Raw genomic sequence first — 14573 nt, 5'->3', positions numbered from 1 at the left:
CGCTCCCAAAGTAAGTAATTACCCCAATTCGGCGTGGCGGGCAATTTTGGCCCCGGCCTCCCGCATTTCCTGCACCGCCCGTTCACCATCACCCGGTACCAGTTCCACTTCCCGACATCCATCTTCGATCAACAGCGTACGAAAGCCTTCGCGAAGGGCATCCAGCACAGTGTACTTCACGCAGTAATCGGTCGCCAGGCCCATGACGTGCACTTCCTCGATGCCCCGGCCCCTCAACCAATCGGCCAGTCCGGTGGATTTTCGTTGGCCGTTATCGTAGAATCCGGAGTAGCTGTCGATCTCGGGATCGGTCCCCTTCCGGAAGACCTCGGTGATCGCCGAAGTGTCTAGGGTGGATACGAATTCCGCGCCCCAGCTGTCCTGTACGCAGTGGATGGGCCAGAGCACCTGGGGCAGTCCGTTGAGGTCGATCACCTGACCGGGTTTGCGCCAGGGGTGATTGGCGGCGAAGGATTTATGGTTTGCGGGGTGCCAGTCCTGGGTGGCTACGACAGTCCGGTACTTCGGCATGAGGGCGTTGGCCAGGGGGACTACCGCGTCGCCATCGCCCACCGGCAGCATGCCGGTGGGCATAAAATCTACCTGAAGGTCGACCAGGAGGAGGGCGGTGGCGTTGTCGTACATTGGGCGGCGGTTAGGGACAAAGATATACCTGGCCGGCACGGTGCGCCAAACCATTTCGCACGGCTCCGTTCGAATTGCCCTGCACCCGCGGCCCCGCCAAACACGTTACGATGAAATTTACCGATTACCCCCTGTCGCCCGAGTTAAAACGCAGCATCGCCCAGCAGGGGTGGAAGCGGCCGACCGACATCCAGTACCGGGCCATCCGGCCGATCCTGGAGGGGGAAGACGTGCTGGCCATCGCGCAAACGGGCACCGGCAAAACAGCCGCCTTCGCCATCCCCATACTGCAAAAATTGCACGAACGGAAGGAGAGCCAGTGGCGGGAATCGGGCATCGGTTGTCTCGTGATGGTACCTACCCGCGAACTCGCCCTGCAGCTGACGGAAGTATTCACCGCTCTAGCGAGCGGGATGCCGGTGAAGGTGCTGGGACTCACGGGAGGTGTCGAGATCGAGCCCCAGATTGCGCAGTTGACCAAGGAACTTGACGTCCTCATCACCACGCCGGGTAGGATGTACGACCTGCTCGGACGCAAGCTGCTGCGACTGGAACGGGTCGATATTCTCGTGCTGGACGAGGCCGACCTGATGCTCGACCTGGGTTTCATCGACGACATCCGCGGCGTGATCGGTCACCTGAAGCGCAAGCACCAGACGCTGTTCTTCTCCGCTACCATCGACGAAAAGATCAAAAAGTTGGCCTATTCGCTGGTACGTAACCCCATCCGCATCCAAATCTCGCCGAAAGATCCGGTGAGTAAAAACGTCGACCACTCCGTCGTATTCGTGGAAATGGACGACAAACGCTTCTTCCTCGAGCGCTTCGTAAAGGAACGCCCGGAAGCAAAAATCCTGGTCTTCACCCGCACCCGCGTAAGGGCCGAACGGGTCTCGAAAGCCATGGAACGCGTTGGGCTGACCACCCTGACGCTGCACGGCGACCTGCAACAGGCGGAGCGAGAGGCGGCCCTGGAGGCATTTCGCAACGGCGATGAGCGCATCCTGGTGGCGACCGACGTGAGCGCCCGGGGCATCGACATCCCCGACGTAACCCACGTCATCAACTACGACCTGCCCGAACAGCCGGACTACTACGTGCACCGGGTGGGACGAACCGGACGCGGCAGATTACGGGGGGTGGCCTACTCATTCTGCGCACCCGCCGAACACGATTTGCTGCGGCGCATCGAGGACTATACCGGCAACGAAATCCGGGTAGTGAAACTCGATCGCAACGAATACCGCGAGACCCTGGCCTTCAGTCGTGGCGATGCCATGGGGTTGGAAGATCTTATGCAGGAAGCGGAACGCGTACTCGGCAAGAAAAAGAAGAAAAAATAACACCTTCTTGCTTGATATTTAAATCCGTCCCGGGCGCGGAAGTCAACGACAACATCCTACTTTTTGTGGTAATCAGTATTTTATTGGGCTTGGTGGATATGATGACCCGTCCAGCCGAATAATGTTCGCCCATGGGGTTGTAAGGGTCCGGGAATACCGCGACCTTTGCGGGCGAATTCAGAAACCCCGGAAAATTACCATCGCATGAACCAATTCGAAACACCCCGCCCGACCCGCAGTACCCTCCTGAACCGTCGCGTAAACCGTGCGGTAAAGGCACACCAACTGGGCAATCCCAACGGCCTCCGCCTGGCTTCCCGTCGCTCCGCGCTTCCCCCGGCCCGCCGCCAGGATGTCGCCATCGCCATCACCGGCAGCCTCGTCGTACTGCTTATCACCCTGCTGTTGATCAGCTAAGTATTAAGCCACCTGTAATTGAAAAGGGTCCTGCTGATGTCAGCAGGACCCTTTCTCTTTACCAGAGTTGGTGGACCGACGGTCGCACCATACGATTGTAAATATCATTCATGGCCGCAAGCTGTTCGTCGGTCAGCGGCTCACGCTCGGCGGCCGAAATGTTGGACGTGAGGTGTTCGACCTTCGACGCCCCGGGGATGATGCAGCTGACCTCGGGGAAACTCAGGATCCACTGCAGGGCCACGGGGGCCAGGTTGTCTTCCCCGGGAAACAATTGTTTTAGTTCCTCGACGGCCTTAAGCCCCTCTTCGTAATTCACCCCGCTGAAGGTCTCGCCCCGGTCGAATGCTTCCCCCTCCCGGTTAAAGTTGCGGTGGTCCCCCTCCCCGAAGGTGGTCTGTTTGTCGAAGCGTCCGGTCAGGAGCCCGCTGGCCAACGGCACCCGGGCGATCACGCCGATGTCGTGCTTCTTTACTAAGTCGAAAAAGAGTTCCGCGGGCCGTTGCCGGAAGAGATTGAAAATGATCTGCACCGTAGCAACATTTTCGTACTCCATCGCCTTGATCGCTTCCTCCACCTTCTCCACGCTCACGCCGAGGTGCTGGATCTTTCCTTCTTCCTTCAGTCGCTCGAACAGGCCGAAGATTTCCGGGCGGTAGTAGACATCGTTGGGTATGGAGTGCAACTGGATCAGGTCGATGCGGTCGATTTTCATGCGGCGCAGGCTGTCCTCAACGTACCCCCGGAGTGCCTTTACGGTGTAGTTTTCCGCCGTATGGGGATTGATCTGCCGTCCGCACTTGGTCGCCACGTAGATGTATTCCGAGCGGCTGCGCACTACCCTACCGACGGCCGTTTCGCTGAGGCCGTCGGAATAGACGTCGGCCGTATCGATAAAATTTACGCCCCGGTCGATGGCTTCGTTGATGATGCGATCGGCGACTTTATCGTCGAAGGGGTCGCCCCACTTTCCACCGACCTGCCAGGTGCCGAGGCTGATCTCGCTTACTTCAACATTCGTTTTTCCGAGTTTTCGGTACTTCATTGCTTCGTTGTTTTACCCGTTCAACCGGGCGGCGGCGCGCAGGTGCAATGAAAACCGGAATAAAAGCAGCGTACCTAGGCAAAATCCAGTTCGAGCCTCCCCTCGTCGCGACTTTCCAGTACCGATTCGCCTCCCCGCAGGAAGGAGTCGACGGAGCGAGCGCACTCACGCCCTTCGGCAATTGCCCACACGACCAGGCTCTGACCCCGGCGCATATCGCCGGCGGCAAAGACTTTCTGTACGGAGGTCTGGTAGCCCTTGGTCGGGTTGGCCGCGACGTTCTTGCGCTCGTCGAGACCGATGCCCAGGTCGTTGACGAGGCCCTCGTGCTGGGGGTGGACGAAGCCGGCCGCGATGAGGAGCAGCTGACAGGGCAGTTCGCGTTCCGTACCGGCGATCTTTACGAAGGTGTTGCGGCCCGTCTGGTCCCTGGCCCAGCGAATGTTTACGGTCTTGACGGCACGCAGCTTGCCCTCCTCGTCCTTGAGGAATTCTTCGGTAAGCACGGCCCACTCGCGCTCGCAACCTTCCTCGTGACTGGTAGAGGTGCGCAGGATCATCGGCCAGTTGGGCCAGCTGTCTTCCGAACGCTGGGTGGGCGGCATGGGCATGATTTCGATCTGGGTGACCGAGCGCGCGCCGTGGCGGTTGCTGGTTCCCACACAGTCGGCACCGGTGTCGCCACCGCCGATCACGATTACGTCCTTGTCGCGTGCGTGGATTTCAAACAGGTCGCTCAGGTCGTCCCCGGCTACCCGCTTGTTGTTCTGCTCGAGGAACTGCATGGCAAAGTAGACGCCCTGTGCTTCCCGGCCGGGACTGGGGATATCGCGGGGAATGGTCGATCCACCCGCCAGTACGACGGCGTCGTGGTCATCGACCAGTTTCTTTGCGTCGACGTTCTCTCCGACATTGGCATTGGTACGAAACTTGACGCCCTCGGCTTCCATAAGTTCTGCCCGCCGGTCGATCACCCACTTTTCCAGTTTGAAGTCGGGGATTCCGTAGCGAAGGAGTCCACCGATTCGCGAGTTTCTCTCGTAAACCGTGACGTTGTGCCCGGCTTTGTTGAGCTGAGCGGCGGCGGCCAGTCCCGCAGGACCCGAACCCACTACGGCAACGTTCTTCCCCGTTCGGCTTCCGGGAGGATTGGGACGGGCGTACCCCCGCTTGAACGCCTCTTCGGCAATCGACTTCTCGATGTGCTCGATGGCTACCGGCGGCTGATTGATGCCCAGTACGCAGGCCGTCTCACAGGGTGCGGGGCAGATACGGCCGGTAAATTCCGGAAAGTTGTTGGTCGAACTGAGGATTTCGAAGGCTTCGCGCCAGTCTTCCTCGTAAACCGCGTCATTAAACTCGGGAATGATGTTGCCGAGGGGACAACCGCTGTGGCAGAAGGGCACGCCGCAATCCATACAGCGAGCCGCCTGGGTGACGGTACGCTCTTCGGACATTTCTACGTAGAGTTCCTGCCAGTCGGTCTTACGTACTTCGACGGGCCGCTTGTCGGGGAGTTCGCGGTCGTACTTTAGAAATCCAGCTGGATCAGCCATGGTAAAGGTTTTTTCAGCTTCCGGACGGACCGGAATGGTTAGCTAATGGTGTCGTGGCGATCGACCTCGGACGGCGCCACGGAAGGGGGGGGCAATCGATCAGACGAGTTCGGCGATTTTGACCTGTACGTTGGGTTCTTCCCCCTTTTTGGCGAGCACCGCTTTGTAGTCGCGCGGCATCACCTTGACGAAGTGGGCCAGATGCTCGTCCCAGTTGTTGAGCATGTCCAGCGCACGTTTGGAGCTCGTGTACGTGAAGTGGTTCCGGACCATCTGTTGCAGCAGATTCTTGTCGAAGGGCGTGAGGGCTTCCATGTCCACCATTTCGGTATTGAGCTTCTCACTGAAGGTCTTTTCCCGGTCGTAGACGTAGGCCATGCCGCCGCTCATTCCCGCACCGAAGTTCTTGCCCGTGTCACCGAGTGCGACGACGACGCCTCCGGTCATGTACTCACAGCCGTGATCGCCGAGTCCTTCGACGACGGCCTTGACACCGGAATTTCTTACCGCAAATCGTTCGCCGGCCATCCCCTTGATGTAGGCTTCACCGGAGGTTGCCCCGTAGAACGCGACGTTGCCTATGATGATGTTTTCGTGGGGATCGAAGGTCGATACCCGGTCGGGTACAACGATCAGGCGGCCGCCCGAGAGTCCCTTTCCGAAGTAGTCGTTGGCCTCTCCCTCCAGCAGGAACTGTAGGCCCTTGGCACCAAAGGCGCCGAAACTCTGCCCCGCCGATCCCCGGAAGCGGAACTTGATGGCGCCGTCCGGCAGTCCCTCACCGTGAAAGCGGCGGCTGATCTCGTTGGAGAGCATGGTGCCGACGCTGCGGTCGGTATTCTTGATGTCGAAGCTTCCCGTCACCGCTTCCATTTCTTCCAGTGCGAACTTGGCCGAAGTGATGAGGCGGCGGTCCAGCACGTCACTGATGCCGTGGTCCTGCTCGACCCGTTTGTAAAGCCCGACGGAGTCGTCGGCCACTTCCTTGTACAGAATAGGACTCAAATCAAGGCTGCGGTACTTCCAGTGTTCTACCTCGCTGTTCATTTTCAGGTGCTCCACCTTACCGACCATTTCGTTCACGGTACGGAAGCCGAGTTCGGCCATGATGGAGCGCATGTCCTCGGCGAGGAAGCGGAAGAAGTTGATGACGTGATCCGGATCGCCGGTGAAGCGTTTGCGCAGTTCCGGGTTCTGGGTGGCGATGCCGACGGGACAGGTGTTCACGTGGCACTTGCGCATCATGATGCAGCCCTCGACGATCAAGGCGGCGGTAGCGACCCCGTATTCTTCAGCCCCCAATAGCGTAGCGATGACCAGGTCGCGGCCGGTGCGGAGCTGTCCATCGGTCTGTAGGGTCACCCGGTCGCGGAGCTTGTTTCTGACCAGCGTCTGGTGACTTTCCGCGAGGCCCAACTCCCAGGGAAGTCCGGCGTGGCGAATGGAGCTCAGGGGACTGGCCCCCGTGCCTCCGTCGTGACCGCTGATCAGGATGGCGTCGGCGTGGGCCTTTGCTACACCCGAGGCGATGATTCCTACTCCGGCCTTGGAGACCAGTTTCACGTTGATGCGCGCGCGACGGTTGGCGTTCTTGAGGTCGAAGATCAGCTGTGCCAAGTCCTCGATGCTGTAAATGTCGTGGTGGGGCGGAGGAGAGATCAGTCCGACACCAGGCGTACTGTTGCGCACGCGACCGATCCAGTCGTCCACCTTATGTCCGGGCAGCTGGCCGCCCTCGCCGGGTTTCGCGCCCTGGGCCATTTTGATTTGCAGCTCGTCGGCGTTGGTCAGGTAGTGGCTCGTCACCCCGAAGCGTCCGGAAGCGACCTGCTTGATGGCCGAGCGCATATTGCGGCCCTGGTCGTCGAGCTCGAAGCGCACTTCGTCTTCTCCGCCTTCACCCGAATTGGAGCGGGCGCCGATCTTATTCATCGCGATGGCCAGCGTAGTGTGGGCCTCCCAGCTAATGGAGCCGAACGACATCGCCCCGGTGGCGAAGCGCTTCATGATTTCATCGGCCGGTTCCACTTCCTCGATGGGAATGGGATCTCCCTTCCGGAAGGCGAGTAGCCCGCGGAGGGTAAGTGCTTTTTTGGTCTGATTGTTGATCTCGTCGCGGTACTTCCCGTAAGCCTCCTCGTCGTTCTTGCGGGCGGCGATCTGCAGGTAGTGAATGCTCTTCGGGTTGAAGGTATGCGCCTCTCCGCGGCGCTTCCACTGGTAGACGCCGCCTACTTCCAACTTCGGATTAGCGACAAATTCTTTCGGGTAGGCAAGTTCGTGGCGGACGATCACTTCGCTGGCCAGGCCGTCGTAGCCGATGCCCTCGATCCGGCTGATCGATCCCCGGAAACAATCGTCCACTACCTTGCGGTTTAGTCCGAGAATTTCGAAGATTTGCGCTCCCTGGTAAGACTGGAGGGTCGAGATACCGATCTTGGACATGATCTTGAGCAGGCCCTTCGTGACGGCCTTGCGGTAGATCTTGATCACCTCCTTCAGCTCGTAGCCTTCGTCTTCAAAGACATTACGGGCGTGAAGGTCGGCTAGTGCTGCGTACGCCATGTAGGGATTTACTGCGCTGGCTCCGTAACCGATTAAGGTAGCCACGTGGTGGGTTTCGCGGATGTCTCCGCTTTCTACCACGACGCTGGTCTTGGCGCGTAGGCCGAGTTCCACAAGGTGGTGGTGGACTGCTCCCATTGCGAGCAGGCTGGGTACGGGCGCATTGTGGCTGTCGGCATCGCGGTCGCTGAGGATGAGAATGTTGTATCCACTGCGGACCATCGACTCCGCCTGTGCCTTGATGTGCTCGACGGCGGCGTGTAGCCTTCCTTCCTGACCGTCGGCCGGAAAGACAATATTGATTGCCGTTGCCCGGAAATCGCGGTGGTGCAATTCACGGAGCTTCGCCACATCGTCGTTGGTGAGGATGGGCGAATCCAGGTGAATGTAGCGGGCGTTTTTGGCCGAGGGTTCCATCACGTTCTCCGAGCTACCGAGCATGGCGTAGGCAGACATGACGCTGCGCTCCCGGATGGGGTCGATCGGCGGGTTGGTCACCTGGGCAAAGAGCTGCTTAAAGTAGTTGGCGATGTGCTGGCTCTGGAGGGAGAGCACGGCCAGGGGAGTATCGCTGCCCATAGATCCGATCGGATCCTTTCCCTCCTTGATCATGGGCTCGAGCATCACCGTGAGGTCCTCCTTGGTGTAGCCGAAGAGCTGCAGGCGACGGAAGAGCGTTTTCTGGTCCATCCGGATCTCCGCCTTACGCGAGAGCGGGAGGTTTTTGATGTCCTGACGGTACTCGTCGAGCCAGTCGCGGTAGGGAAGCCGCTTACAAATGATTTCCTTTAGTTCTTCGTCGCCGATGACGCGGTGCTCCTGGAGATCGGCCACCAGGATGCGTCCGGGCTGTAGCCGGCCCTTTTTGATCACCTTGCGCTGGTCCACCTTTAGGGCGCCGGCCTCCGAGGCTACGATGAGGGTATTGTCGTTCAGGAGGCAGTAGCGGCTCGGTCGCAGGCCGTTACGGTCGAGGGTTGCCCCCACCAGAATACCGTCGGTGAAGCAGATCGAAGCCGGACCGTCCCAGGGCTCCATGAGGGCTTTGCTGTACTCGTAGAAGGCTTTCTTGAAGTCGGGCATGGCGTCGTCGTGCTGCCAAGCTTCCGGGATCATCATCATGAGGGCATGGGGAATGCTCATACCGTTCATGGTCAGGAACTCCAGCACGTTGTCGAAATTCGCGGAATCCGACAGGCTGGTGCCGCAAACGGGGAAGATCATATTGAGCTCGTCCTCCGAAAACTTCGAGGTCTTACGGATGATGCTCTCCTTCGATCGCCACCAGTTCACGTTGCCCTGTACGGTGTTAATCTCCCCGTTGTGGGCGATCATCCGGAAGGGTTGGGCCAATTTCCACTTCGGTACGGTGTTGGTGGAGAAGCGGCTGTGCACCAGGGCGATGGCGCTTTTGTAGCCGAGGTCCTGTAGGTCGCCGTAAAAGCCGGGCAGCTGCCAGGTGGTCAGCTGTCCTTTATATACGATGGTCTTGTAGCTGAACGAGCAGAGGTAAAACTGATCCCGGGTCTCGGGGTAAGTGACGTGGATGCGGTGGGTAGCGAACTTGCGGAGTACGTACAACTTGCGCTCCAGGTCGGCGGGCTCGAGGTGGGTGCGCGGCTTGACGAAAATCTGTTCCATCCGGGGCTTCGCGCTGTTGCTGGTCACGCCTACCTCATCGGCATCGAAGGGATTCTTGCGGTAGGCGATCACGTCGAAGCCCAGTTCGTCGCAGTAGTCTTCGAAGAGAAACCGACAGCGCTGGCTGAGTTCCTTCTCGGCGGGCAGGAACAGTTGGCCTACGCCATACTTGCCGAATTCCGGCAGGACCTTGCCCATCTCGGACAACTTGCGGCGGAAAAACTCATCCGGGACCTGGGTCAGAATACCGGCGCCGTCGCCCGAATTCGGTTCACAGCCGCAGGCACCCCGGTGTTCCATATTGGCCAGCATGGCCAGGGCGTCCTTTACTATACTGTGCTTCGGCTCCCCATCCAGGTTGGCGATGAATCCGGTTCCACAGGCATCCGATTCCAGGTGAGGACGGTAAAGGCCGGGATGGTGGGGGGTTTCGTGTTGGTATTGCATACGTCAGAAGGGGTTAGCGGTGGCGATGGGAAGTCCTAAATCGAAAGGCCTTCCTGCGTTCAGCCGCATCACAAGATACAGGCAACTGTGTAGTATACCAATGTTCCACGCACCTTTATCTTAAACCTATTTGATCGACGACGGGCCGTCAAAACCGCCACGCATTTTAATATCGTCATTTTTAGTACCGCAATACCGGTAAAAACACAATTTTAATTCTAAATTCTGCCGTATTTTAGAATTTCATTTAAGGTAGCCCGATTGGGATAGCGCATTCATGTATTATTTGCAAGTACAATAAAATCACGCCGACGCATCTACTCAGCAGTTTTAATAATGTTCCACGGGCATTCAGATTGTGGTAACCGGGGTCACGCCAACGCCGTTGTGGCTATATTTGCCCGTGGACAAACCCACTTCATGAAAAGCCCCGACTCACTTGGTGACGTAGCCGAGTTTCACCGCACCTTTCGGTTACCCATTCTCTCCGCTCCCGCGATCCCGCCCGAAGATCGTTGCCGTTTGCGCGTAAATCTGTTGCAGGAGGAGCTCGACGAACTACGCGAAGCGATCGCGCAGCGGGATATTGTGGAGGTGGCGGATGCACTGGCCGACCTTCAGTACGTGCTCAGCGGAGCGGTGCTCGAGTTCGGGCTCGGCGACAAATTTCCCGCGCTCTTCGGGGAAGTTCACCGTTCGAACATGAGCAAAACCTGTGCGAGCCGGGAAGAAGCGGAAGCTACGCTGGCCCACTACCGGTCGCTGAACCAGGAGGGTCGCGTAGAAAGCTCGGGCGACGTGTACCTGGTGTACCGGACCGACGATAATAAGGTGCTGAAAAACGTAAATTACTCCCCGGCCAACCTGGCCGGCCAACTAAAGTAGCATGGACGACGGATTTCGTCACCGGGGACAGCGCAAGCGACTCATCGAGCGGTTGACCAGCCGCAATGAATTCGACCCGAAGGTGTTGGAAGTAATGGCCAATGTGCCCCGGCACGCCTTTCTCGACAGCAGCTTCAGCGAGTGGGCCTACCGCGATGAGCCCTTCCCCATCGATTGCGAACAGACGATCAGTCAACCCTCGACCGTAGCGTGGCAGTCCACCGCCCTGCAACTCCTGCCGCGGCAAAAGGTCCTCGAAATTGGCACCGGTTCTGGCTACCAGGCGGCCATTCTGTCCCTCCTGGGCGGGCGGGTCTTCACCGTCGAGCGGCACAAACCGCTGTACCGCAAGGCAAAACTTACCCTGAAAAAGCTGCGCCTGGACCGCGGCATTCGGTTTTTCCTGCGCGATGGCTACCGGGGTGTTCCGGAAATGGCACCGTTCAGTCGCATATTGGTGACGGCCGGCGCACCCAAAGTGCCCGAAGCGCTGCTGGAACAACTAGAGGTGGGTGGCATCATGGTGATTCCCGTCGGTCCGGAGGAAGAAGACCAGGAACTGCTGCGCATTACCAAAGGTGCGAACGGCAAGCACAAAGAAGAAATGCTGGGCTACTGCCGGTTCGTGCCCTTCCGCGAGGGACTGGCCTGATCAAGCCGGCTCGTTGCCGAAAGAGTTAAGGGCGCGGTACAGGTCCCGCTGCATTTTACTGCGGGTGCCGTACTTCAGCAATTTCTTGTTTGCCGGATCCGGGTGGATGCGGTTGGTCAGTAAGACGAAAACTAGGTTGTTCTCCGGATCGGCCCAGACGCAGGTGCCGGTAAATCCGGTATGACCGAAGCTGGCTTCGGAGGCCCCGGCAGCGATGACGCTTTTATACCCGCTGCTCAGGCGGTCGAAACCGAGGGCCCGGTGGTTGAAGGGATTGCGGGCCGTGAACAGCGCAACCGCCTCCCGCGAAATAATCTGCCGGCCGTTAAATTCACCCCCGTCGAGTAAGAACTGGAAGAGTATCCCGAGATCGCGGGCATTGCCGAACAGTCCCGCATGACCGGCAACTCCCCCCATCATGGCCGCCCCCTCGTCGTGTACAAATCCCCGCAGCACTCCCCTGTCCATCCACTTATCGGTGATGGTCGGTACGAGCTGCCGCGCCGGGTGATCCGCAATCGGATTAAACGTAAGGTGGGTAAGACCTAGCGGTTCGTAAAACGTCTCCTTAACGTAAGCATCCAGGCCAGTACCCGTAATCGCCTCAACCACAAATTGTAACAATACATAATTTACATCACTGTAGCGGTACATCGGACGGCGGGTGCGGTCGATCTTGCGCAGATCGCGCCGAATGTGGCCCGGTACGCTTCCGTCGAGCCAACGATTGGTGCTAAGGCGAACGGAACCTTCCTGTCCTCCAGGTACCAGGTAATTCGCACCTACGTAGGGATACAACGGCAGGTTCGCCTGCATGCCGGTATGGTGAGCGAGCAACTGGGCAATGGTGTACCTACCGGGTGCGGTCCGTTTAAATTCCGGCAGGTATTCGCTGAGTTTTGCGGTCAAATCGATCCTTCCCTCATCGTACAATTTCATGATTGCCAGCGAGGTAGCGGCCACCTTCGTCACGGAGGCGAGGTCGTACAGATCACCGGGAGTGACGGGTCTACCGGAGCCGTAGGACTGTTTGCCGTACGCCCGTTCGTAGATCACCTGCCCGCCCCGCAAGACCGCAAGCTGGGCTCCGGGAGTGGCCCGGTAGCGAATGGCGCGGTTGATGGTCTGGTCCAGCTGCTCCAGTTGCTCCCGGTCTACCTTGAGTAGCTCCGGTTCACGAAATCCGGGTCGTTGCTGCGGCAGGGATATTCCGCTATCGACACCAAAATCAAGTATGGGGCGGTCGGAACGGCCGGTAATGGCCTGAGCGCCGAAGAGCACCTGGGCCACAAAGGCCTCGCTTTCCTTCGCGCGCACGGGGCAAACCAATACAGACCAGCTAGCCGGCACCCGGTCAATCAGGGAAACGTCTCCGAAGTGGACCAGGGTCATACCCGCATATCCGTACAGCGAGCGGTACCAAAGGTCGCCGGCATCCACCCCGCCCAGCGGGTCGTCCGCTATCACAACGGTAGGAATGGAAGGGGCGGCGGCGAGCGCGGGAGCAAGGACATCGGTAAAAGCAACGGCCTGAACCGACGTAAACCGCCGGGCCATCTCGATGAGCCGATCGGGTCGTTTGCCACTGGGGTAGACGATGCGAATGGCGGAAAGGCCGCTAAACGGCAGGGATCCCGTAGGATTGGTCAGCAGTACGGTTTGCTCAAGCAGCCGTTCCCGACGGGCCACATCCTGGCCGGCATCCGCACTTAGGTAAGGCCAGTTGGAGGTGATGGCGACGGTGTCGGAACGAGGAATGGCGGATAGCAGCGCGACGGCATCCGGTGAAACGGTTTCGGTTGCCTCCACGGGCACGGCCTGCACATTCGGTAACGGCTCTGCGTAGGCGGCGACAAACAATTCGGTGAACCAGGAAAAGAGTTGGTCCGTCCAACTTTCCGATTCCGTGGGAGCGGCGGAAAGCAGGGCGGTGGCGCACAATAGGGCGAACAGGGTTTTCTTCATGACCCTAATCAAACGGCCTTTCTCCGCCGAAATTATGTCACCTCCCCGGCCGCTCACTACCTTGTCGCCATGGATACAGCCCCCGCCCTACCCTACTTTCTTTCGCTGCTGACCGGCATGGTCATCGGCGGGGTAGTTGCCTGGTTATATACCCGTTACCGCTTAGGCAGCACCCACCTGGAGCGGGACCGGGTCGAGGCCGGGTACGTTCTGCGTGAAGTATATGAGCAGCTAAGGAGCGATGCGGACCTCCACTACGAAAACCTGCAGGAAAAACTCGCGGTCGAGACTACCCTGCGCAGCGACCTGGCTACCCTGCGTGCCGAGCACCGTGCCCTGAACGAACGCTTGTCGGGACAGCAGGCCGAAATGGTCCGACTGCAGGCGGCCTCCGTTGCCCAGTTCGAACGCACGGCGGAGCGACTCTTCCAGGAGAAAAGCGAACGGTTCGTAACCCAGAACGCCAACCAACTCGACGGACTGCTCAGTCCGCTCAAGGAACGCATCCACGGATTCGAGCAGCAAATCGAGCGCCGGTTCCTGGAAGAAACCCGCGACCGCATTTCCCTGCGGGAGGAGATCAAGCACCTCCAACTGCTCAACCAGCGCATCAGTGCCGAGGCGAATAACCTGGCCGGGGCCCTGCGCGGCAACACCAAAACCCAGGGCGACTGGGGCGAGTGGCAGTTACTTACCCTACTTGAGGCCAGTGGGCTGGAGAGCGGAGTACACTTTACGGCACAGTCGAGCTTCACGGACGAAAACGGCCGGCAGAAGCGCCCGGACTTCATCATAAACTTACCGGACAACAAGCACTTGGTCGTCGACAGCAAAGTTTCGCTGACGGCCTACGAAAGGTACTGTACCCATTCTACCGACGCCGTGGCGGAACGTCGGGTAGAGGCCGCTGCCCACCTGCGCAGTGTACGGCAGCACGTCATCGACTTGGCGTCAAAAAACTACACCCGCCTGTACCAGATCAACTCACCCGATTACCTGCTTTTATTCGTACCCATCGAGCCGGCCCTCGGACTCGCGCTGACGACGGACAAGAATCTTTTCATCGAGGCGCTCGAGCGAAACATCGTACTGGTCACGCCGAGCACCCTCCTTGCTACCCTGCGCACCGTAAGCTACATTTGGAAGCAGGAAAACCAGAAGAAGAACGTGCTGGAGATCGCGCGGCAGAGTGGATTGCTCTACGACGGCTTCGTATCCTTTACCGAGGAGTTGAAGAAGATCGGCCACCGGCTGGACCAGGCCCAGCACTCCTACCATTCCGCGCTGGGGAAGCTCAGCACCGGCGGCAAGTACGGGGCTACCCTGATCGGTCGGGCCGAGAAGCTGCGTAAACTCGGAGCCAAAACGAAAAAACGAATTGACAACCGCCTCCTTGAGGAGGAATAACGATC

General features: G+C 59.0%; 10 protein-coding genes. 5 read left to right on the top strand and 5 right to left on the bottom strand.

Features of this window, described 5'->3' with window-relative positions; all coding sequences use genetic code 11:
• Positions 1–18: 18 nt before the first annotated feature.
• Positions 19–645 carry a bifunctional nicotinamidase/pyrazinamidase gene (gene pncA, locus GGR28_RS02675; RefSeq protein ID WP_183494169.1) on the bottom strand — a complete coding sequence of 209 codons (627 nt, stop codon included), beginning with the start codon at positions 643–645 and terminating at the stop codon, positions 19–21.
• A 110-nt stretch (positions 646–755) separates the two neighbouring features.
• On the opposite strand from pncA, the gene GGR28_RS02670 reads away from it, so the two are divergent.
• Both GGR28_RS02670 and GGR28_RS02665 read left to right on the top strand, forming a co-directional pair.
• Positions 756–1988, top strand: coding sequence for a DEAD/DEAH box helicase (locus tag GGR28_RS02670; protein ID WP_183494168.1), 1233 nt, complete (start codon positions 756–758; stop codon positions 1986–1988).
• Between the two features lie 204 nt (positions 1989–2192).
• Positions 2193–2405, top strand: a complete 213-nt coding sequence (locus GGR28_RS02665; protein ID WP_183494167.1) for a hypothetical protein — start codon at positions 2193–2195, stop codon at positions 2403–2405.
• Between the two features lie 58 nt (positions 2406–2463).
• Here the strand turns inward: GGR28_RS02665 and GGR28_RS02660 are convergent, their stop codons facing one another.
• The 3 genes from GGR28_RS02660 to gltB form a co-directional block, all read right to left on the bottom strand.
• Complete coding sequence (locus tag GGR28_RS02660; protein WP_183494166.1) at positions 2464–3450, bottom strand: aldo/keto reductase; 987 nt, start codon at positions 3448–3450, stop codon at positions 2464–2466.
• A 74-nt stretch (positions 3451–3524) separates the two neighbouring features.
• Positions 3525–5006 (bottom strand): glutamate synthase subunit beta, encoded by a 1482-nt coding sequence (locus tag GGR28_RS02655; RefSeq protein ID WP_183494165.1) that lies wholly within the window; start codon positions 5004–5006, stop codon positions 3525–3527.
• Between the two features lie 99 nt (positions 5007–5105).
• On the bottom strand, positions 5106–9659 hold the full coding sequence (gltB, locus tag GGR28_RS02650; RefSeq protein WP_183494164.1) for a glutamate synthase large subunit: 4554 nt from the start codon (positions 9657–9659) through the stop codon (positions 5106–5108).
• A 420-nt stretch (positions 9660–10079) separates the two neighbouring features.
• Here gltB and GGR28_RS02645 point away from each other — a divergent pair, with 420 nt between their 5' ends.
• Positions 10080–10544: a pyrophosphohydrolase domain-containing protein gene (locus GGR28_RS02645; protein ID WP_183494163.1), complete on the top strand. Its 465-nt coding sequence runs from the start codon at positions 10080–10082 to the stop codon at positions 10542–10544.
• Between the two features lies 1 nt (position 10545).
• On the top strand, positions 10546–11196 hold the full coding sequence (locus GGR28_RS02640; RefSeq protein WP_183494162.1) for a protein-L-isoaspartate(D-aspartate) O-methyltransferase: 651 nt from the start codon (positions 10546–10548) through the stop codon (positions 11194–11196).
• Here the strand turns inward: GGR28_RS02640 and GGR28_RS02635 are convergent, their stop codons facing one another.
• Positions 11197–13161 carry a serine hydrolase domain-containing protein gene (locus GGR28_RS02635; protein ID WP_183494161.1) on the bottom strand — a complete coding sequence of 655 codons (1965 nt, stop codon included), beginning with the start codon at positions 13159–13161 and terminating at the stop codon, positions 11197–11199.
• Between the two features lie 69 nt (positions 13162–13230).
• On the opposite strand from GGR28_RS02635, the gene rmuC reads away from it, so the two are divergent.
• Positions 13231–14568, top strand: a complete 1338-nt coding sequence (gene rmuC, locus GGR28_RS02630) for a DNA recombination protein RmuC (RefSeq protein WP_183494160.1) — start codon at positions 13231–13233, stop codon at positions 14566–14568.
• Positions 14569–14573 lie beyond the last annotated feature (5 nt).

The sequence above is a fragment of the Neolewinella aquimaris genome, assembly GCF_014197245.1.
In the GTDB taxonomy this organism is placed as follows: Bacteria; Bacteroidota; Bacteroidia; order Chitinophagales; family Saprospiraceae; genus Neolewinella; species Neolewinella aquimaris.
This window is presented reverse-complemented; position numbering and strand designations above follow the sequence as displayed.